Source organism: Streptomyces sp. NPDC001348 (assembly GCF_053597535.1).
The window spans coordinates 263083-286691 of record NZ_JBSFIK010000007.1; the positions used below are offsets into that span (position 1 = coordinate 263083).

Annotated in this window: 1 protein-coding gene and 1 pseudogene (1 of these 2 running past the window's edge); one reads left to right on the forward strand and one right to left on the reverse strand. The window is 72.4% G+C overall.

All coding sequences use genetic code 11. From position 1 onward, the window contains the following. A protein-coding gene (locus tag ACWC21_RS10625) for a WXG100-like domain-containing protein (RefSeq protein ID WP_450880205.1) crosses the window boundary here: on the forward strand, positions 1-22912 show its 3' portion. Its footprint begins 16421 nt before the window's first position; the window shows 22912 of its 39333 coding nt (coding positions 16422-39333); its start codon lies off the left edge, out of view; it ends in the stop codon at positions 22910-22912. A gap of 481 nt (positions 22913-23393) precedes the next feature. On the opposite strand, the pseudogene ACWC21_RS10630 reads toward ACWC21_RS10625, so the two are convergent. After that, positions 23394-23609, reverse strand: a pseudogene (locus tag ACWC21_RS10630) (3-beta hydroxysteroid dehydrogenase); the annotation flags it as partial.

Below are 23609 nucleotides of genomic sequence, written 5' to 3' on the forward strand. Positions count from 1 at the left end.
ACACGACCTGTCGTTCCTCGGTCCGGAGTCGGACGCGCGGCCCGCCGCGTTCGCCCGGAACACCGGCTACACCGTCCGGTCCAGCGAGACGGTGGACGACGGGCAGGGCCCGGTGCTCCACTGGCGGGTCGAGGAGAGCGGACCGTCGGGGACCACCGCCACCGGCACGCCGGGGACGGCGGCGGCCGGCACCGGCCTGTCGGCCACCGCGCCGTCGGGTGCCTCCGGCATCAGGCCGACGCTGCCCGGCGTGTACACCAAGGACCGGGCGCGGTGGCTGGATACGGCGCTGCGTTTCGAACGCGCCCTCGGCCGTGCCATGTCGGTCGACGTGGTGACGCCGCGTTCCGCGCTGGACGCGCTCGTCGACGCACTGGCCGCCAGGCACACCGACCACCTCCGCCACTTCTTCGCGCCGCAGGACCCGCAGACGTTCGACTACGCCGCGGCGATGGACCGCCTGCTGAGCAAGAACCAGAAGGGCGGGCCGTCGCAGGCCGAGGTGATGGAGGCCCTCGCCCTTGCGGCCCCGGTCTTCGCGGCGGACGACCCCCAGTGGGTGGAACCGGTCGACCGGGACGCCGCCCTGGAGTCCCGCCTGGCCGAGCTGGGCCATCCGGTGACCGGGGAAGGGGCGGCCGAGAAGGCCGAGCGGGTCCGGCTGGCGGAAACGCTGATGCGCGTCCACGGCAGGCTGAACATTCCCCGAGCGGACCCGCTGGAGTTCCGGGACGCCGTTTTCGGCTGGATGCTGTCGCAGGACGGTGCGCCGCCGCTGGTGCAGCTCCTCGGAGCCGCCCAGCGGGCGGGAGTGTTCGACACCGACGGCTCGCGGTGGATGGAGCCGGACGTGCGGACCGCGGCGTCCGTGGAGGTCGACGCCGCCCAGCTGTACGGTCTGGTGCCGCTTCTCTTCGACCCCATGTCCAGGACCGCCTACGGTCCGCTGGCAGGAGACACGGCGCTCAGGGAAACCCTGCGCCGGCTGCCGCACGAGGTCGTGTTCGCGGAGCTGGCCGCCGGCCTGCTGGCCCCGGAGACCGTCGGCGGCCCCACCCCGGACGACCTCGTCAAGGCTGTCACGGACGGGGTGCTCTCCGCCGCGGTCTCGTCGGATGCCCGCAGGGATGCCTTCCGCGCCTGGCTGCGCAAGCACCGCCGCCAGTACGGGAGTATCACGCCCGGCGGTGCGGCGGCGCTCTATCTCCTGGGCGACGCACCCGAGTTCCTGGACGAGCGGATCACCACGCAGTCGGCGCCGGGCCGGCAGCTGCTTCAGGAACGGATCCTGTCCCGGCTGATGCCGCTGGCCGCAGGCGCGCCCCTGTCCTCCCTCCCGCACGTCCTCCGACGTGAGCCGGCGGTGCGCAGCCTGATCGACCGCCCCGATGAACGCACGCCCACCACACTGCGGCAGTTGGCGCGGTCGCTGGCGACCGACGACCTCATGGCGGAGCTGGCCCAGCTCGCGAACATGGCAGCCGGCACCGTGGAGCTGCTGCCCGAGGCCGAGGGCCCGCTGTACTGGCCCGAGATCGAGCCCGGCCCGCTGCACGGGGCGCACGCGTACGCGGCCCCGGGACGCACCTTCACCAAGGCCCGGCTGTTCCAGACCACGTCCAGCCTCCCGGCGGCCACCAGGGACCTTGCGGCGAAACTCCGACGCGCCTCCGGGCATCCGGTGCTGTACAGGCTCGCCCGCCCGCTCGAGGCCCGTGAACACGGCCCGTTCACCGCAAACCCCGACGGCCAGGCGGTCCACCCCAGGCGCCCGACGTTCACCACCACGGACGAGGAGATCGTCCGGGACCTGGCGACCGGCCTCGAGTACCGGCTCGTCACGGTGGAAGAGGCCGAACAGCCCGCCGGAGAGCGGAAGTGGAAAGAACCGATCATCACGCGGGAGGTCCGGGACCGTCGCGGGACCGAGTTCGGGGAGGCCAGTTTCAGCCGGTACGACTGGTCAGGGCGGTGGGAGGAGATGCGGGACCTGCTCCACCTGGGTGACGGCTCCTTGGTCTACAAGGACGAACTCGCAGGGCGACCGCGCAAGCTCCTCCCGATTCCTTACACCCCCGGTCTGCGGCCCGACGGCAAGCCCGCCCTCACCGTCTGGTCCTCGCACGGCGAAACGGGAGGGTTCGCGGCTCTGACCCCCCAAGGAGTGAGGCAGCTCGGCGGAGCACCGATCGCCAGGAGGGGAGCCCGGCTGATCGAACGGCTGGGGCTCGGGCGTGGCACCACCCAGCTTGTGTTCTCCTGTTACGCGGCGCGTGGTGCCGAGGGAGTCGTGCCCGCGGCTCAGCAGATCGCCGACGGGCATGTCCACGAGGTCAGGACCGTCGCTTTCAACGTGTCCGGCGGAACGGTGACGACGAAGGCCCCGAACCGGAAGACGCGGGTGTTCCTGGTCGAGGAGCCGAAGGACCGGCGGGCGGGGGAGAAGGCCCGTTGGGAGACGTTCGACCGGCAGCCGGAGAAGGCCGCCGGGACGCGACATCAGGCGGCGCGGCTGCCGTTCGCCAGCCGGTCCGGATTGTGGAGCGACCTGTTCCGGAAGCCGGCGTGGCAGTCGGCGGCGGTCCTGCACGAACGTGCCGTCGCCGACGCGCTGGCGTCGCAGCGCGAGGTCCGGAGGTTCGCGAAGGAGTTCGCCGACGCCCTGGCGGCCTCCGGTAAGTACCGGATCAGGATTCCCGGTGGCCGGCCCTCGGTGGCCGACCTCATGGCCGCGATCGCCAACGCGGTCCGGCGGGTTCACCCGGCCGAGCTGTCCCTGATCGCGGCGGACGACGGCGAGCGGTCGGCGTTCATCGCCCGGCGCGGACTGCCCGTGCGCGTGGGCGGTTACCGGAGCATAAAGCCGCTCTTCCAGGCGCATGACGCCATCGACTTCCCCGACGGGCACCTCCCGCTCCTCAAGGCGGTGGTCGCCTGGCGGCTGTCCACCGGCGCCACCCTCATGGAGGTCCTTGCCGACTACCTTCACAACGGTCTGGCCACGGACGGTCGAGGGGTGGACGTCGACCGACTGAGGGACGCCGCGCTCGGTGACGCGCCGGACGTCTATGACTGGGCGCATTCCGTCCTGCGGCCGTTCGACGGCGATGCACAGGATCTGACCGCCGAACACGGCCTGGCATGGCTGCCGCCGCACCACCAGCTGTACCCGGGTCTGCCGTCCCGGATCACCGGGGACATCACGGTGCCCGACGGGCTCCGTTCGGCACTCGACCTCATGGCGGGAACCCACGGCGTCCCGGCTGTGCCCCACGGTGCGTCCCAGCACGTCGGCGCGGGGAGTTGGCAGGCCCGGCACGCGGCTCTGCGCGTGTGGGCGCGGCACCACTCGGGTTCGCCGCTGGACCGGTTGCTGCCGGCACACACCACCGCGCTCTTCCTGGCGGGCCACACCCCGGACCGCCTGCTGCTGGACCCGCGGTTCATGACCGCTCCGGCTGTGGGGACGGACCCGCTGGGGGCGGCGATCGCCGACTCGATCGACGCCGCGATGCAGGGCGAGCTCGACTTCCCGTACCTCCTTCAGGCCGATGCGGACTTCCAGGAACTGGCGGCCGAGGCGAGGGCCACCGACCCTCAGGACGAGCGGTTCGGGCAGCTCGGTGCGGAACTGCTGGCGCTGGGCGAGCGACTGACGGGAACGGTGCGGGCGAACCTCCCGTCGCATCTGGCCATGCTGGGTGAGGCCCTGACGAAGCTGCCGGCGGTGGGCCCGACCGGACCCGTATACATCGGGTACTGGGCCTCAGGGGCGCCGGGCGCGGCTCCGCAGGGCGCACTCCACAAGATGTCCCTGCCGGCGTTCCAGCCGGGTTCGACGGACCCGTCCGTGGTGCTCGCCGAACTGGAAGAGAACAACCCGGGGCCGCACCACCACCGGGTCCTGGTGAAGGTGGACGGCTCCTCTGCCCGGCGCACGGCGTTCGGCGCGGCCGATCCGCGGCCGGGACAGGTGTTGTTCCCGGACCGGACGGACCTCGACATCAAGGTCCGGGGAGTGCTGTACGACGCGGAGGGCCGACCGTACGAGTCCCAGGAGGCGACCGATACCGCTCCCTACGCCGGGGACGAGACCGATTCCGACTCCGCGTCGGTGACGGACAGCTCGGACACCGGCAGCGCTTCGGACGTCGACATGGCGTCGGATTCGGACGACTCCGCCATGGAGACCTCCTCCGAGGAGGCGAACGACTCCGACGTGTCGATGGAGGACGCGCACAGCGTCTCCCTCGGCCAGGCCCCCATCCCCGGACCGCTCAGGACGGCCACGGACGCGAACGGTGATCCGTACGAGGTACTGGAGACGACCGAGACGCCCGTGGCCCCGATGGAAGAGGCACTCGGCGCGATCGGGACCGCTCATCCCGCCGAATCCGAGCCGAACTTCGAGGTGGGTAACGCCTCACTTCCGGCGAGCAGCCCCATGGGTGCCACGGCACCGTCCCAGACACCGGAGACGGCAAATGCTGTCGCCAACCCCGCCAACCCCGACGGGGCCGCGATCACTGCGACACCTGCGGACCTCGCATCCGGCCGCGCCGCCGGACCCGAGCAGGCGCCTGCCACCCAAGCGGCGCCGCAGGAGACCACCGTGTCCGGGCACGACCTCACGCGGACGGTGCCGCACGGCGAGGAGGCCGCCGGTACGGTCCCGCCGCTCGACGCGTCGTTGGTCGCGAAGATCGCCTCCGTCGTGGACGACGCGATCCGCGACGGCTCGGCCGGGGGCCTCGTCACCGGACTCTCCGGGTGGCAACTCCAGTCGCCACCCGCCGGTACCACGGCCGCCCCCGCGACCATCCCGGCGCAGACCGGCCAGGCGGTCGCGGGCCCGGCGACCGGCACCGGGCAGGCCCCGCCGAACACGTCGGCTGCCCTCCCCCTGAGGTTCCCGTCCTTCTTCCTCGGGGCCCGCGACCGCTGGCTGGCCCTGTCGGACACGTACGGCAACGCGGTCGCCCGGGTACTGGGCGCCGACCCGTACATGCACTGGCATGCGCACTTCGCCGTTCGCTGCCTGATCCTCGACGCCCGCAGGCGGTTCATCGACACTCCGCGCTTCGCGGCCTTCACCCGACTGCTGCTGGACAAGCCGTCGCTGGCAGGGATCGACGTCGACAAGGAGATCCAGGGTTGGTTGACGGGGACCGACCCCCGGCCGCTCGCCCAGTCGATGGGGGTGTTGGAGCGGCTGGCTCTGCCGTACGCGGTGGACCACCAGCTGCCGATGCCGACCGGGCCCCAGTCGCGGGGGCCCGCGTGGGACGCGGGTGTGCGGCATCGCGGTTACCGTGGATTCGATGAGCTGACGGCCCAGCAGATCGGTCGGCTCCGTTTCGTGGAACTGCTTCTGCACGTGTACCGGCATATGCGTTACCCGGGTAGTGATCCGCTGCTGTTCCGGGACGCGGTGGCGGGATGGCTGGTACAGCGTGATGGTGCCATGCTGCCGTGGGAGTGGTTCCTGGACGCCTCGCACCGGGCCGGTGTGTGGGACCAGCAGATGGAGCCCAATCCGTGGCAGACGGATCTCTCCCGCATCCACGGATGGATCAACGGTGTACTGAATCCGCAGGACCGGTTGAACAAGGGCACGGCGGCGCAGGACGACAAACTCGCCCTCGAGCTGTTGCGCATGCCGCATCTGCAGATGTACGCGGAGGCGACGCGGCCGCTGCTGGGCATGGACGTCGCGGGCAAGGGCACGTGGGCCGACCCGATGGGAGTCCTGGGACAGAAGCTCGGCCAGCAGCCGTCGAGCGGCTCCGAAGCGGAGGAGCTGTGGCAGCAACGCCGCGAGGCGTGGCAGGACCTGATGCGCAATCCGGCGGTTCCGTCGGCGCTCCAGCGGATGCAGCCGGCGCATTCCATGGCGTTGACGGTCGCCAGCGGACCCGATGCACGGCTCTTCGCCTCGCTCAACGTCGAACAGCTGCGGGAGAGCATTCGCAGGGTGGGTGAGCTGGCGGATCCCGCCGACCGTACGACGTGGCCGCTGGTCATGCTGCGGGACAGCAACATCCGGGACGTGCTCGACCGGGCCGCTTCCCCGGACGAGGTGAAGGCGGCGGTCGAAGCCTTCGCCAGTGCCGCGGGCCCGGCACTGCTGCTTGAGATGCGGGGTCATGCGTCGATGGCCGAGGAGGCGTTGGACCTGCTTCCCGCTGAAGAGGCCGGCAGCGGTCCGATGTACTACTGGTCACTCGTGCCCGCTCCCCTGTCCGCCGGAGCGAAGCCCGGCGTGGGCAAGGGCCAGATGATGATCAAACCGCCGTTCGAGCGAGGGACGTCGGATCTCGCGGTCGCCGAGGAGCAGTTGCACGAGTTCGCCAAGCGGATGCCCGACGGGTCGCATCCGGTGCTGGTGGAGGTGAGGAATCACCTGTCGCTGCGGAAGACGGCGATCTTCTCGCTGGCTCCGTGGAAACGCTCGGTCCAGTCTCCTGCTGCGCTCCTCCTGTCGGTCGACAAGCCCGTCGGCTACCGAAGGGCCGGGAGAACAGGACAGTGGTACGCGCATGTGATCGCGACCGAGAAACCGCGTCCGCACTCACCGGTCCCCTGGAACAACGAGATCCTGTTCCGCCAGATCAGGACCAAGCAGGGGGTCCTGATCGGTTTCGAGAGCCACAGTCTGCGGGACCTCGCTGACCGCAGGGAGCACCTCACGGCTTTCCCTGATGCCAAGGGCTTCAAGGTCTACGACTCGGTGAACAAGCAGTTCGGCCCACTCCAGGCCTGGCCGCTGGCCTCGGCGGGACAGACGGGCGGCCCGGCCCGGTTCGTGATGGACACGGCGCACGGCTCCAAGCACGCCATCTTCGTGGTGGGCCGTTTCGGCTGGGGAAAGTCGGTGCCCGGCTCACAGTTCGGCAGCGCGGTGGCTCGGCGGCTGGCAGCGGCGGGGATACCGGATGACACCCCGTTGGTGCAGTGGGAGTGCTCGGTGGGTGCTGAGCGCCCCGGTGCGGTGCCGGTGGCTCAGCTGTCCGTCGACCAGCACCCCCCTCAGCGTGTCGCCTTCGCCGGGAACATGGCCGTCGGCAACACGACGGACAACGACTTCCTGGCTTTCTATCCGGGCTGGGGTGCGGAGCCGGAGGCCAAACTCGTGGAGTTCAGGCCGCGGGCCGCGGCGCTCCCGGCTCCCGGGAACGTGACCGATCCGTACTTCGCCGGTCAGTCGGGGCGCTACCGCTTCGGGGACGACCTGCTCTGGTTCGACATGGCGGAGGAGTACGAGCGGGCGCTGGGTGAGCGGCTGTTGCAGGGCAGGGCCGTGTGGACGGTGATGCATCAGGTGGTGACCGCGCTGGCCGCGGACCCAGGCTACGAGCTGCCGTTCGATCCCAAGGACCCGACGGTGTCGCTGGATGACCTGTTGGCGGTCGTCCAGCACGCCGAGGACGAGAGGTACCCGGAGAGCTGGAGCTCGCTGGCGGAGGACGAGACCGGAACGGCGGAGCTCCGGTCGGAGCGCGGGATCCATACCAGCGATGAACCGATCCGCAGTACGCGGGGGTTCTACGAGATGTACCGGTCGCTGAAGCTGCCCAGTGACCAGTTCCCGGCGTATGTGAAGGGTGTGGTCGGCTGGGGCCTGAGCCAGGAGTATCCGCTGGTGAACCTGCTGGCGGATCTGAGGGCGTCGGGGATGAGCCGGAACGAGGCCGCGCTGCGTGCGGCGCTGGCCGGTGGTGGGGTGCACCTGTACGGTCTGGCGGACACGGTGTTCGCACCCCGTGAGGGGCTGCCCGCGGGGGACCTGGCGGACCGTCTGCGTCCGCCCCATTGGCGGTACTACGCCGAGGATCCCCCGGGGTGGTCCTCCGGACACCCGGCGGGCAGCCTCAAGGTGCGGGACGGTCTGGCGAAGGCGGTGCGTCTGCTGGCGGCTGCCGAGCAGCTTCCGCCGGTTCCGCCGGAGTGGCGGTCGGCGGTCTCTGCGGCGGAGTGGACGGCCCGGCACGCCGCGACCCGTGCCTGGGGCGGTGCCGGTCAGGGTCTTCCGCTGGACCGTCTGGACGAGGCGCATGTCCACGCCTTGTACCTGTTCAGCGAGGACTCCCACCGTCCGCTGCTGGGCTCCGGCCTGGAGGACCTGCGTCCGGACAAGCGGACCGAGCAACTGAAGCGGCTGGTCGGCGAAATGATCGACCGGGCGATGGAACCCGACGGCACGCCGGTGCTTCCGCCACTGCTGACGCAGGACGAGGACCTGGCGGCACTGCTGGATGATGCGACGGGGGTTGCGCCCGGGAGCAGTGAGTACTCCGAGATCCGCGAGCAGATGCATGACCTCGCTCCGGATGTCGTCGAGCTCCTGGGCGGCCAGATCCCCGTACACGCGGGTATGACGGCAGAGGCTCTGACGCTGCTGCCTGCCGTGAACCGTCCCGGGTACTACGCCGTCCCGGTCCCGGACCAGGTTGCCGCGGCGGACCTGACAGGGCTGGCGGCCCGCCGGTTCCAGGAGGTGTGGCCCGACGAGGAGGCGGCCCTGGAGGCGCTGGGGCAGGTGGCGCCGGGGTGGCGCCGTGTCGTGGTGCGGGTGGCGAACTCCTCGGCCAGGGACCTCACCCCGCTGGCCCACGACCCGAGCCGGCCGCAGGTCAGGTATGCCGCGCCGACCGACCTCGTCCCCGTGTCGGACCGGCCGGCAACCGACGTCAAGGGCGACCCCTACGAGGTGCTGGAGACGACCGAGGCGCCCACGGCCCCGCCGCAGGACGCGCTCGACGCGGTCCGGGCCGTGACCTCCGCTGCGGAAGCCAAGCCGGACGTCGGGACGGCTGTCGTCTCATCCTCCGCGAACAGTGCACCGAAGGCATCTTCTGCGGAGACCGAGGCAGAGGAACCGCGGCCGTACTCGTCGTCCGGTGCCGCACCGGAGTCTCCCCAGGCTCATCGCGAGGAACCAGCGCCGAGCCTGGCGGAGTTCGATGACCAGAGTGCGGCGGCAGGGCCCCTGGAGTCGAAGGACTTCGGAACACATGGATCGCCGGACACGGGTGCGGACCCGTTGGAGATGGGGTGGCCGCTCGGTCGTACGGTGGCTGTGTCGGACCTACGTCGCGGTGGTCTCGTCGAGATTCCGGCGCAGGACGTGCCGACACGTACGGGTGACACCCCGGAACAGTGGTTCCCGTACGTGCGTCTGTCATCGTCCCGTAGCGTCCCCTTCAGGTACGAGGTCAGTGACCGGGGCCGGATCAAGACCCCCGGTTGGAAGTCGCCGCTCTCGTCGAAGGGGTGGGTGCGGTTCGACGATCACTTCGTCCATCCGGCGGGTGCGCTCCTGCACGGGGGGAGCGGGTGGATCGGCCGGGTCGCCGAGAGGGACACGGGGACTGCCGCTTTCCAGCGCGCCGCGAGCGCGTCGTACACGCTGGTCGCGGGATGGGAGGGGATGTATTTCGTACCGGACGGGCAGGACGATGCCCCGGCGATCCGTATTCCGCTCGACCCTTCGCTGAACGCCGCCGCGCCGCACCCACATGGGCACCCCTCCCTCGTGGAAGCCGACGCGACGCTGTACGACGTTGTGCGCCATCGCCTGCCCGCACACCTGCCGGCCCTCGGCGCCGACGGCGCCTCGACGGTCTGGATTCCGGCATCCGTTGTGCGGGATCACGCGCGGGAGTGGTGGTCTCTGACGGGGGCCGCGCCCGCGTCGGGTCCCGGGCTGGTCGACGAGGCGACCGATCAGGTGGTGGCGCGGCTGGAGCGCGGTGAGTCGCCCGTTCCGTACATGCTGGAGGACGCCACCGGCGGTCTGGCCGACCCGGACCGCGGCGGTCTGGTGTTCGGTGTCGAGATCGAATTCACTTTCCCTGAGAACTTCACTCGCGGGCAGCGGTTCTCGGCGCTCAAGGAGATCACCGACAGGCTCCGTGCGGCCGGGCTCACCACGCAGCGGGAGTTCGGGAGTCACCACACCGCGCAGACCCAGGAAGGGGGCTATCAGGAGACCAGGAACGGCTGGGTCCTGGAGGGCGACGCATCGATCGGCGCCGAACTGGTCTCTCCGTTGCTGCGCGACAGCCGGCGGACGTGGGAGGACCTGGCGACCGCGACGCGCATCATCCGTGACCACGGTGGGATCATCACGCCGGCTGCGGGAGCGCATGTCCACGTGAGTACGCGCCAGTTCGGCACGGGTACGCGAGAGCGTCTCGCGTTGACCGATCTGTTCCGTGGCCACCAGAGCGCGTTGGGCAGGCTCGCGATGAACCCGCGTGCCCAGGCCCACCGTGGCCTGACCTACGCCCAGGCCCTGCCGCCGAAGGCGTCTGACGGGCCCGAGGGAACCGCCCCCGTCGGGGCAGTTCCGGACCACTGGCTCCCCACCGAGCACTATGACGCACTCAACTTCGAGAACGTCGTGGGCGTCGGCTCGGACCACGTCGAGTTCCGGCTGCAGGACGGACAACTGGACGAGGCCGAGATCCAGGTCGGGGTCAAGGTCGCGCTCGGGCTGGTGCACGCCGCTCTGCGGCTGGCGGACGACCCCGCCTGGCAACCGCCCAGCTACGACCCGATCGACGCGCACGCCGAGTTGGTGCAGCGGGTGCGATACCCCGCAGACGGGGTGCGGCAGTCCGGTGACGTCGTCGTGTTCGAACCGGACACGCCCAGGAACACGGCGCGCGTGCGCGCGATGCTGGACACGATCTTCTGGCGGAGGGCCGACCGTGAGCAGGCCCTGGCCGCCTTCGCCGTCAAGGCCTGGTTCGGTGGCCGGGGCGCGCAACCGGGCGCCCATGGAAGCGTCGGCTGGCCCGTGCCGGACGATGTGCCGCAGCTGGAGCCGCTGGCGTCGCTCGGGCGGATCTTCGTGGCCCGGCAGCCGGACGCCGTGGCGTTCCTCAAGGAGGCCGGCGGATCGGTGCAGGAGTGGGACGCCGCGGGCGTACGCGAACGCTTCGGGCGTGACGACGCCTTCGTCGTCAAGGCTGTGCCGGGTGCCCGGGGTGTGCCGGCTGTCTTCGGCCTCGAAGGCAGCAGTCCCCTGCGTGCTCCGGAGTTCACCGCGCTCATGTCCCACCTGGGCTGGTCGCCGGAGAAACCGCTCGTGGTCGTGTATCCCGGCGCGGACATCCCTCCGGCCGTGTTCAAGTGGGCCAACGGTGTGACCACTGCCCTGGGCAAGCCGGTTCACCTCACCGTCACCGACGAGTACCTGCCCGGGGAGATCGAGCTGCCGTCGTCCCAGCTTGTCGGCACCGAGGTGTTCCGGCACGGCGACGGCACGGTCGATGACGATGGACTCACGGCATCGATACCCGCGGACTCGTGGCTGCGGATCGGCGGGCCGGACGCAGACGACGCCTGGCCCGCCCGGACCGGGTACACGCGCTACGCCGGTGCGCCGGTGGCACGGGAAGCCGGTCTGACGGGGGGTCCGCCGGATGTGGTCGGGGACCACACGATCCAGCAGACAAGCACCGTGCTCAGGCAGGGCGCCGGCCGGCCCGAAGCGCAGGAATCCGGGTGGCACTTCCAGATGCCACCCGCCGATGCCACGACCACCCCCGCGGCCGTCCCGGCCGGTCAGATCGGTCAGGCGATGGCCGCCCCCGACGCCGAGGCGGCCTATCCCGACGCCCGTTACCGCAACGGCACCGACGTCCACGAAAGGCAGGCCGAAGAGAGCGGGCCGACGCAGACACCGCCTCCCTCCCCGGCTCTCGATGTGACCGGTGACCGGGCCGTCGCGCGTCCCGCCCCGGCCCGCCAGGCGCCCGGTGACCGGGCGGACGCCCGGGACACGCACCCGCAGCAGCGGACCGAGACGCCCCAGGACACCGCCACCACCGCGCCCGTCACCCGGCCGGCCGGCCACTACCGGCTGCCCCCCTACCTGGAGCGGATGCACGCCCCTGGGGAGGTCCATCTGTACGGCCTGGACAGCTCCAGGCTGGAGTGGGTCTCCGACCGGGTGAGGTCGCTGACCGACGGCGGTGACCCCCAACCGATCGTGGATGAGCTGGAGGCACGCACCGAGGCCCACCTCGGCGAGGGCGTCCCGTACCAGGTCCGCGGCGGGGACGGCTGGTACGACGTGACGGTCTCCCTCGCCCGCGCCCACGACGAGAACCGGCCGCTGATCGTCCTGACCGAGGAGGACCAGGCGGACACCTCCGGAGTGGCGGGTGCGCACGCCACCGTGTCGGCCACCTCGCGCTCGCAGAAGTCGACGGACGGCTGGGGACTGAAGGGGGCCGCCACCCTCCTCCTGCCCACACCGGTACCGGGGTTGCTCGCGGGCGGCACCGCGGCGGTGAACCTGGCGTTCGGCCAGACGTCGCGGCAGGTCACGGTCGAGGAGACGGTGATGAACACGCACCTACGGGCCAGCACGGGCGGCACTGTCGACGTCCCGCGCAAGGTGACCCTGACGCTGCGGGTGCAGAAAGCGGGGGCAGGCGCGCCCCGGACCATGAACAGCAGCGGCACGGTGACCGCCCGGGTGCCGGTCAAGCACCTCGTCCCGGCCGCCGTCCGGCCCTGGAACGCCCCGCTGGAGCCGCTGTCCGCCGACCTCGCGCGCGCCGTGCGGCTCGCGGAGTCGCTGGACGTGCTCGCGGTGACCGACGTCGGCGGCCAGTACGAGGGCGGTGGCGGACTCTTCGACGCCATCCGTTCGGTGACGCACCCCGCGGTCACCGCGCCCGGAGCCCGCGGCAGGTCCCCCGCGTTCGGCGCCGGCACCGCGCACCGTCTGCAGGAGGACCTGGCCGCCTATTTCGACGGCTGGACCGACTCCGAGGACCTGGTCAGCGCCGACCACAGCGTGCTGGGCGCCTACCGGGCGCGTGCGGACATCGTCAGGATGGCCCCCGTCTTCCCCATCGACGACATGATGTCCCGTCCCGGCCGGCAGTCCAGCAGGCAGCGGGCGGTGGACACCAGCCGCGCCGTCGGCGGCGACCTCGGACTCGGTCCGGCCGTCGGCCTGGGGCTCATGGCCGGCGGCCCCCGGGTACGACTGGCCCTGCGGCCGGGAGCGTCGTCGGTGGCGAACCGGACGATCTACTCGGCGTCCGCTGCCACCTCCTCGTACAGCAAGCAGATCACCGGCAAGCGGATCGTCTACCGGGCCCGGGTGCGGATCCGGGTGGAGGGCACGGGCGCACGCTCCACCGCCATGCGGGCGGGGCGTGGCGACGGGCCGGTGTACAAGGACGTGACCGCCTGGCTGAGCCTGCGTCCCGACGAGGCGCTGTCGCTGGGCCTGAAGGTGCCCGGCGACCTCTCGGCGGTCCCGCCCTTCCTGCGTGATCCGGGATACGAGCGTTTCCTGCCGTTCGGGCCGATGAGCGCGAGCGTGGCACTGTCCAAAGTGGACACCGCCCAGCTGGTCCAGCGGATCGAGGAGCTGTTCGCGAGCGACCCCCGGCTGGCCGGAATCCTGCCCGGCTTCGCCGACGCCAACCACGCCGACCGCTGGGACTCCGTGCTCGACCTGGCCCGGCAACGCGGTAACCACCGGGCCCTGACCACCACGTTGTCGCCCTCCAGCCTGAGCGCGCGCAAGGGTCATTTCCTCGGCCGGGGCATCCCGGTGCGGCTGCGCCGCAAGGACTGGAACGTGAACGAGTACGTCCTGGTGCGTGTCAGGGGCCGCCTGGTCACCGAACCCCGGTACGGGGGAGACATCGAGGACTTCAACAGCCGCAGGGCCGCCGGGTCGGCGCAGAGCGTGCACAGCGGCGGCAGCGGCCAGGACGGTGTCTCGCTGGTGGGAACGGTGTCGGTCAAGCCCGTCCCCGGGCACCTGTACCTGACCTTCGCCGCGGCGCTCGGCATGTCCCGCGTCCGCGCCGGCCAGGCGGGGGCGAACACGGGAGGCCAGTGGCTGACCACCGGGTCGGGCGCCACGAGCGCGTTCGACACCTCGCTGGCCTTCGACGTGGAGGTCACCTCCGTCCGGCTCCCCAGGACGTGGCGGCGACGGCTGCTGCCGGGCCGGCCGGGCAGGCAGACACCGTCGGTGACGACGATCGCCCGTACCGGCGCGACCCCGGGCGCGGCGGACGGCGTGCGGCCGCTGCACATGGACCCGGTTCCGGCACGGCTGACGACCTCGACCGCCCTCACGTTCTCCATGGCCCAGCGGCACCTGCCGCACATCGCCGCCCGGACCGTCGCGACACCGGTGCCGGAGCTCAGCGGTATCGCGCAGATGCACGACCCGGCGTGGGCGGCCCCCGCTCCCGGCAAGCGGGCACTGAAGGAGTGGCTCGCCCTGGAGATCGTGGGCGACGGCGTGGAGATCGGCGAGCTGGCGCAGCAGTTGCTGGCCGAAGCCGCGGGCGGCGACGAGGCGTTCGCGGTGCCGGCCCTGGACCCCGCGCTGTGGATCGAGGAGGACTTCAGCCCGGACTCGCTCCCGGTAGCTCTGGCGCGTGGGACGAACGGCGCCTGGGTGGTCGACGACCTGCGCTACCAGCGCAGGCTGGGCACGCTGACCGGGGCCGTCGGCACCCGCTTCCATGTGCTCAATCCCACGGTGGTGGAAGTGGTCGACGGGCCGCCCACCGAGCGGTGGATCACCGGAGGACACCTGGCGGTCGGCGTCCGGGGCGCGAGCAGGTCGATGATGCTCTCGCTGATGAGCGGCGGAGCCGGAAGCCCCTCCGACGACTCGTTCGTGCTGAGCGGCCTGGTCCCCGGCTACGGCCGCGGTAAGTCCTCGCAGGACTCGCTCGCCTCGCTCGGGGCGGTCGACCGGATCGGCTTCACAGACGCCGACGAGCGGCTGGTGCTCGTCCAGGGCGACCTGGAGGTCCTGGTGGCCGCCGAGGCGAAGGTGGGCATGGGTCCCGGACAGCTGCGTACCGATGGCCGGTTGCTGTCCCGGGCGGTCGCCGCGCTGGTGACCGAGGAGCACGCGCGGGAGTTGGGCCTCGGCCCGCAGGTCGACGAGCGCCTGCGGGCGCGGGGTGTCGCTCCGTCGGCACCCGAGGCCACCGCCGCGGCGAGGACCGGGGACACGGCCGGGCGCACGGCCGCTCCGCTGCCGTCCACCGCGGTGCCGACCGGGGCGGTGAAGGAAAGCGACGCCCTTGCCGCGACCGCGGCGCAGAGCACGCCGGCCGGGCCCGTGCCGGCCGACCCCGCCGCCGGGCCCGTGCCGGCCGACCTCGCCGCCGGGCTCGTGCCGGCCGACCTCGCCGCCGGGCTCGTGCCGGCCGACCTCGCCGCCGGGCTCGTGCCGGCCGAGCCCGCCGCCGGGCCCGTGCCGGCCGACCCCGCCGCCGGGCTCGTGCTGGCGGCCGGCCTGCCGCTGGGGCTCGGCGTGGTGGAGAAGCTGCCCGGCTTCGGGCGGCTGCTGCCCGCGCTGAGGGGCAAGCTGCTGGAAACCCTCGGCGAGAAGTCCACCGAGGACCTGCTGCCCGCACGACTGCTGGACGACAGGCGGCGCAACACCGTGCGCCTCGCGACACTGCTCGACGGTGCCGCGGGACTGCTGGCCGGACTCGACGACGGCGGTGCGGGTGTGGAGCTGTTCCGGCAGAGCAAGGGCCGGGACGCCTACTGGGCACAACTGGTGCTGGACCGGCGGGACGGCACCTTCGACAGCCGTCCCACGCGGGCGCGCCAGATCGGCTACGCGACCACGGCCGTGCTCGACCACTCGTCCACCGAGGCGGAGGACCGGGGGCCGGGCCTCGACATCCCGCTGGTCGTCGTCGGCGCCCTCTCGGAGAACTCCGGCACCGTGGCCGGACTACCCCTCGTCGGGGCGTCCGGCCGGCGGTCCCTCGCCGACACGGTGCGCCGGGCCCTCGTGACCGGCGTGACGACCAGGATTCCCGGCAAGGCCGGGATGGTCCGGCTCCACATCCCGGTGTCCGCGCGGCTGGAACTGTACCGCGGGGGGCCGCCGGAGGACGCGGAGCCGATCGTCTCGGTGGAGTTGACGCCGCCCCCCGCCGCGGAAGACGGCTCCCCGGCCGAGGACGACCGCTACCTGCGGTTCCGGATCCCCGAGTCGGACCTGCGGGCGCTCGCCGGGCTGCGCCCGCCGCGGGCCCTGCCCGCGCCGGGGAACCGGACCGCACCGCCGGTCCCGCTGGCGCGGTGGCGGGCGTCGGGAACACGGCTGCCCTGGGAGGCACAGGCCAACGGCCTCAAGGGAGCGCCGCTGGTGCGGGCAGGCATCGTCGACCTGGCCCGGAAGCTGGGCGCCTCGCCGGACTTCGGCACCACCGGCACCGCGGGTGCGCACATCAGCCGTGAGGGAGTCTCGACGGAGTGGCTGGAGTCGGCGCTGCCCGTGCTGGCCGCCACCGGGCTTCCGCTGCCGAAGGCGTTCGTCAAGAGGCTCCTCGGAACCGAGGACCTGGACGTCACCGTGCACGCGCGCCTCACCGGCGGCGAAGTGCTCGGCGCGGGTGAGGCGGCGGAGTTCGAGGCGGTGGCCGGCGGCGCCCGCGGCACCATGCGGCAGAGTCAGGGTGGGGAGGCCAGCACCCAGGGAGGTGCCCACACCACCGGCGGACAGGGTGCGCCGCTGCCGGCCTGGATGAACTTCGGGGAGCACCACTACCACGACTACGAGCCCGCGCCCTACCGCTCGGCCGGCGGTGAGACCGGCGACAGCAGTCAGCGGACCGCCGGAAACGACGCCGTTCTGTTCTTCGAAGGGCCGTCGGCCCTGGTGCAGTTCACCCTCGACCTGAGACTGGTCGGCCACAAGCGCGACACCGTCGCGCACGCCATGGGGGTCCACGCCCCCCGAGCCGAGGTGGACGTACCGATCGCGCACCCCGTTCCGGTCCGGATGACCCGCGAGTCCGCCGAGCGGATGCTGGCCGCCGGGGCCATCGCCGATCCGCAGCGGCATCTGCTGCGTTCGCTGGTGCAGGTGGAGAAGCTCAAGGGCCGCGACGGGCGGGACGCGGGACTGACGTCGTTCACCGGCGGCGACGCCGCGGCGCGCCGGGAAGCACACCGCGACGTGCCCGGCATGCGGGAGTACGTCCAATGGCGGCGGGACGGTGACGGCCGGCTGGTGACAACGCGGCGCAGGCTTCCCCTGCCACCCGGCGCGAGGGTGGCCGTGTGGGGCTCGCACGGCACCAGTGAGGGCTTCCGGGGCGCCGCGGAGAAGGGCCGGACCGTCGACTTCGCCACCGAGGGTCTGCTGGCCGTCATGAGGGACCGGCTCCCGGCGGACGCCACGGACATCCTGGTGACGTCGTGCAAGGCCGGCGCGACGGAGGAGGAAGTGCGGGCGGTGGCACGCCGCATCGAGCAGGCCACCGGCCTCGCGGCGCACCTGCCCACGGGTGATGTGTCGGTGACCCCCGCCACCCGGAACGAGCCGGCCCGGCTGCACACCCACGAGCGCCCCGACGGCAGCCCCACGGGCTTCGTCTCCGCGCTGCCCGAGGGTCGCTCGCCCCAGGAGCAGACACCCGTCACCGGGGTGCCGGCACGGCAGCCGGCCTACCCCGCGCCGGAGTACCGGAACGCGATCGGCGTCTCCGGAGCGCCGCGGCCGTTGGTGTCCACTCCTGCGGTGCCTGAGCCGGCGGCGGTTCAGTCGGCATCCCCACCGCAAGCCCCGGCGGTCCCCGAGATCACCGTCACCCCTCCGGAGGGAGAACAGCCGCCGCCTGCCGACGAGTTCCCCTGGTACGTCGCACACGGCGCCCTGGGCCAGACCGTCGTCCCGGACTCGATCGCGGAGGTGGAGTTCACACCGCAGGACGCCACCCTGTGGGCGGGCCGGGTCAGTCAGCGTCTCCTCCTGCCCGCGACCGGCCGGGACGCCGAACTGCGCGCGGGCATCCGCGGGGCGGTCCGCGACCTGCTGCTGGCCGGCACGCCGAAGGAGTGGGACGACCTGCTCGCGGCCGGGCGCATGGTCGTCGTCGCGGGCCGGCTGGTGTGGCTGCGCCCGGTGCCGAGTGGCCTGACGCCGCTGGCCCTGCCGGAGAAGGACGTGAAGGAGTACCCGGTCGGCTTCGGGTCGACGGCGACCGGGGGCAAGAGCGGCCACGAGACCCGGTACGGCGCGGACACCATCCTGTTCACCGCCCTCAGCCTGGGGGCGGGCGCCGCGGCGTCCGCGGCGGCGGTGGCGGCACCGCAGTTCGTGGTCGGGTCGTCGAAGAGCCGGGAAAACGCCTGGCAGCGGGTCGTGCTCTCCGGCCGCAAACCCTTCATCAACGACTTCAGGCGTTTCCTGTCGGGGCTGGAGATGCGCGTCTTCGTCAACGGCGAGGAGGCCACCCCGCCCAGCCGCCGGGTGACCGTGCCCGAGCGCATCCACCTCGACATCCCCACCCCGTACACCGGCGCGGACGAGCTCCGTCCCGACCTGGCGGCGCCCGCCGCCCCGCGTCCGGGCAAGCCGCGCAAGGCGCCGTCCGAGGCCCGGGAACTGCTCAACGCGGTCGATCTGACGCCGGTCATCGCCGGACTGCACCAGAACATGATCGCCGCCGGGCTGCCCCCGGCGTCCGTGAAGAAGATCATGGACGGGGCCAAGATGGACGGGAAGGAGGGCTTCCTGACCGAGCCCACCGCCCGCAACCGCTATCTGTGGTGGTCCGGCGGGGACAGCTCGAACCCCATCGAGGTCAGCAGCCCGCTGGGCAGGACGTTCCGCGGCCACCTGCGCCTGCACCGCACGTTCGACAGCCTGCAGTACGTCGGCGACACGAACGTCGGCACCCGCGACGACATCGGCGCGGGCACCACCACCACGGCGGCCGGTACTGGAGCGTCGGTGGCCGGCCTCGGCGCCGGATACAACACCGCGGGCATCAGCGGCGGCGTGGACGCGTTGAGTCCCGGGAGCACCGCCGGAGGCACGCACGGCGGGGGCGACGGGGAAGGCTCCGCGCACGAAGGCGGCTCCCACGGGCACGGGTTCGAGGCGAAGGGCCTCGCGCCGGCCGCCAACGCCATGTTCATCAGCGACCGCACCGCCGGCCACGTCCTCCAGAGCGGCCACATGAGCCACACGGTGCTCAACGTCTTCGGCCACCAGTCCCGTTACCGGGCCGGCATGCGGCTCGTGGCGACCGTCGAGTCCTCCACCCACAAGGTGCAGCCGGTCGACGTCGTCACGGAGTCCGAAGTCAGCGTGCCCAAGCGGGAGGCGGCACACTTCGCGGCCCGGACCGTCGGCTCCGGCTGGACCGCCGACCTGCGGCCCGTCTCCGGCGGCAGCGCCGCGCCGCGGCACATGGTCTTCGCGCAGCCCGCCCCGCCGAGGCGGAAGAAGACGCCGACCACCCGGTCGCCGTTCCGGTTCGCCCTGCCGAAGCGGGGCGAGAAGCTGCCGCAGCCGCACCCGCGTGAGCCGCTCGCGCTGGCCTCGCGGCGCGGGCTGGGCTTCGCCATGCCGATCGCCCTCCCGGGCACCGAGACGCTCCAGCAGGACCTGCGGGACGCCATCGCGCAGCACCATGCGAAGGCCGTCGGCAAGCGTGGGGCGGCGCGCAGCGACTGGGCCGGGGCCGACCGCGATCTGGCGATGTTCTACGGCCGCGCCGCCCTCGAGGCCGACCCGGTTCAGGCATTCCTCGGCATCCACCGCACCATCGAGGTCGGCGGACACCGCTACAAGGTCTCGGCCCAGGCCCGGTGGGGCGCCCGTATCGAGGGCCCCAACCCGATGGCGGACCCGGCCGGTGCCGACGACCCCGAGGCCACCGGCGAGAACTACCCGATGAAGGTCAACGCCCGGGCCGTCGCCGGCACGGCTCAGGCCGGTGAGCGCGGCAGGGGGAGCAGGCGCCGCTTCGCCTTCGGCGGCGCCGCCCGACTCGCGATCCCGGAGCACGAGTTCGACCTCGGCGCGCTGCACATCACGACCCCGCCGGTGCGGCTCTCGCTCGGTCTGGTCCGCGCGCTGATCACCCGGTCCAAGGGGAAGAAGGACAAGTTCAGCGGCCTCGCCAAGGGCTACCGGCGCACCGAGACGAACACGAGGGTCGACGAGCACCGCTACGAGCTGACCGTGCGGTGGACGGTCACTCCCGATACGAAGAAGCCCTCCTACCTCAGCGGTCGCCAGAAGGCCGTGGCGCGGATCGCCGTCCCCGACGAGCACGTTCCCACCCGGCCCGTCACCCTGAAGCAGGCCGAGGCGCACGGCACGGTCCGCGTCGGCTTCGACCGGTCGACCGTCCTGCCCACGCACCAGGGCAGTGGACCGCTGGACTTCGGCAGCGGCACGCACGGCATCTACCCCGCCTTCCACATGCTGCCCGAACTGGCCCGACTGGCCGCGGACATGTACGCCGAGGAGAACGGCCTCCCCGAGTCCTGGCTCGACGATCCCGCGTCGTGGCCCGAAGAGATCCGCGACCTCGCCCACCCGGGCCGGCTCGCCTCCCACTTCGACGAGCTCACGCACAGCCTGGGCCTCGAGACGGAACTGGAGAAGGACGGCCGTCACAAGCAGGCGCTGCGCGTGCGGCTGACCTCCTACCTCCGCGCCGACCTCGGAGCCAGTCCCGACGTCGAGGTCGAGCATTACCTCCAGGCCGTGTCGAACCACGAACGGGAGCACAGCGACGGATGGAGCCTCGGTCTCGCCGGCACCCTCGGCCCGCAGTTCAGGCTCGGCTCGGACGCGGCGGGTGAGCACGGCTCCGGGCCCGGCGGGCGGGTGACGGCGCTCGCGTTCGCGGAGGCCGCCAGGAGCCGGGGCGGCGAGGAGAGCGTCAGCAACGGCCGGATCGACATCACCCGTGCCACGTACAGCGGGAACGTGCACACGCTGCGCACCGTCCCGGTCTTCGAGGTGACGTACCTGCGCTGGCGCAACGGGTCGCTCAGCGAGCAGACCCGGTACCTCAACGCGGACGACGCCCTGGACCTGCTCGTCCCCGAACGACGGCTCTCCGACATCATGCCGCCGCCGGTCCCGGCGATCGTGGTCACACCTCCGCCGGAGGAGCCCGCCGCGGCCGGGTCGGGCAGCACGGAACTCTCCGCCGAGAAGGCCGTGCCGGCCGGGAAGCAGCCGGAGCAGTCCGCCGAGGCGTCCGGGCAGGCCGCGGGCAGGACCGGGCAGGCAGCAGGCAAGCCGCCGACCCGGACGTACCTGTCGCCCGATCTGATCTCGGGCGCCGGACATCCCGAGGTGCTGCGCGCCGACCAGGTCCTCCAGACGATCACCGACCGGCTGCGCGCCCGCGGAGTGATCACCACCGAGAAGGCCGGGGCCACCGCCGGCCGTCCCAACCTCGTGGCCCGGATACTGCGTTCCGCCTTCTCCTCAGGGGCGCTGCAGACCGAGTGGCACGCGCTCACCCACCAGGGCGTCTCACGCTGGATTCCGCTGTCCGCCCCGTTCGGTTCCACGCGTTACCTGTGGGTGAAGGTCACGGCGGCCGAGCTGGCAGCGCCGCACGGCCAGCGTCCCCGCGACGACATCAAGCTCACCCTGCGCGGGGAGTACCAGGAGGAGCACTCCCACACCGCCGGCTCCGGCTCGGAGTACGGCGGCGGCCTCGACCTCCGCGCCCGCGCCGGGAACCACGAGGTGCACGGCGGCCTGGAAGGCGGAGGCGAGTACCGGGCCTCCCGCAAGGTGAAGGACGGCGAGGTCGAGAAGACCGTCAGGATCTACCGCGCCAACCCCCGTGACACCTCTGAGGAGTTCGAGCACGGCATCACCTTCCGGGTCGAGATGGGGACGACCACGGAGCTGCCCGAGGTCCTCAGCGCCCCGGCGCGCGGCGCGCACGGCATCGTCCGCCTGTTCACCGGGAAGCCGGTCCGCAGCCGGCGCGTCTTCGCCTGGCACGACGCGGGGGACGGCGTGAAGAGGAACAGCCCGCTGGTGAAGGGCGGCAGCGTACGGCTGCTCGTGCCCCGGCACCTCACGGTCGAGACCGACGCGCGCCCGGAACCCGTCGACCTCACCAAGCACCGCGAGACCGAGGTCAGCTGGGCGACGCCGCCGCCGGCGCCGCGCAACCGGCTGCGGAAGCCGCCTCCGGGCACGCCGAAGGAGCCCAGGAAGCCAAAGGAAAAGCCCGAACTGCCGCTGTACGCGCGCCCCACCGCGCCGCCCAAGGCGCTGCTGGAGAACCTCCACCCGTGGGCCGTGCCCGCCGCCGCGTCGATCGAGCGCTGGGCCGGCATGACCGCGGTACGCCAGCGGACCGTGCCCACGCTCGACGTGAAGCAGCCGCCGTACATCGACGGCCTGGACTTCACCACCCGGGCGGGCCTGCGCTACAGCCACTACGCCGGCGCGACCATGCTGCGGCCGCACATCGTGGAACTGCTCCGGCACAGCTACCAGCTCCCGGTCGGCTCCGAGACCGCGGTCGTCGGTCTCGACCTCGACCGCGCCGAGATCCTCGGCTCCCCCGAGGGGACGCTCATCAAGCAGCGCACCTATGTGCAGGCCGAGGAGGAGCCCAAGCACGAGAGCGAGGAGGAGAGCGGCTGGACGTTCGTGCTGGGCCCCGAGACGGGCGGCAAGGCGGACGATCACCAGGTCTTCGACCGCATGCCGGCGGTGCTCAGGAGCTGGCTCGACAACAGGGGCCGGACCGCGGCGATCGGCGGCACCGACGAGCGCAACAAGGAGGGCCAGCGCAAGTATCGGATCTACCGGTTCGACGTCACGGCGGTCATCAGGGGCCCGCACGGAACCGTCCGCGTGGCGGTCCCCGGCGGCCTCTACGGAATGCTGCCGGTCGACAGGTCCGGCAAGCTGGCGGACGGCCTGGAGACCGTGCTGGGCGGCCTCCTGGCAGTCCCCGCGCCTCCGGCACCTCCCGCGCCTCCGGCACCTCCCGCGCCCACGCGTCCCGCGTCTGCCGTCCCGGCTCCTGTCCGGAGGGGCACCCCGCCCGCGCAGAACACGGTGGTGATCGGGGCGGACGACGGCGCGCTGTAGGAGGCGTACAGCCTCGATCCGCTGGTGCTCACCTTCGGCGCCGGGGAGACCAGGCCGAACGCGCAGAGCCTTCGCAACCTGTACGGGTACGCAGGGAAACCGGCCCTGCTCGCCGCCGAGCACCACCGCGAGAACCGCGAGAACCGCGGGAACCGCGGGAACCGCGAGGCCGGGGGCGGCCCCATCGCGCTGACCCTCATCGGCGCCGAGACCGGCCGGCCCGAGACCGGCCGGCCCGGCGTCAGACAGGACCGGTCCGTCGCCGAGCGGCGCGTCGACAGGGTCCACAGCATCCTGTACTCGACCGTCAACGCCGGTTTCGCGGGAGCCTTCGAGGACGACGGCGACGCCCCCCTGGCAGCGCCACTGACGCTCACCACGCTGGTGGCGCCGCCCGCCGGGCAGGCCGCCGTGAGCGACGGCCTGCCCGGCGGGCGGCGGCGTTGCGGCAGGGGGGCCGCACGGACGGCCCGGTCGCCGGTCAGGGCTGGATGTTCTCCAGGTCCTCCAGAAGGCCGGGGTGCTTGGGCTCCCAGCCGAGCGCCTGCCGGGTGTGGACGCTGGACGAGGGCTGGTCGCTCGCGAAGATCTGGCCGAGGGGACCGAAGGTCTCGGCCGGCACCGACTCGACCGGCAGGCCCAGCCTTCGGCCGATGACCGTGGCGATGTCGCGGACCTTGTCGCCCTCGTCGGCCAC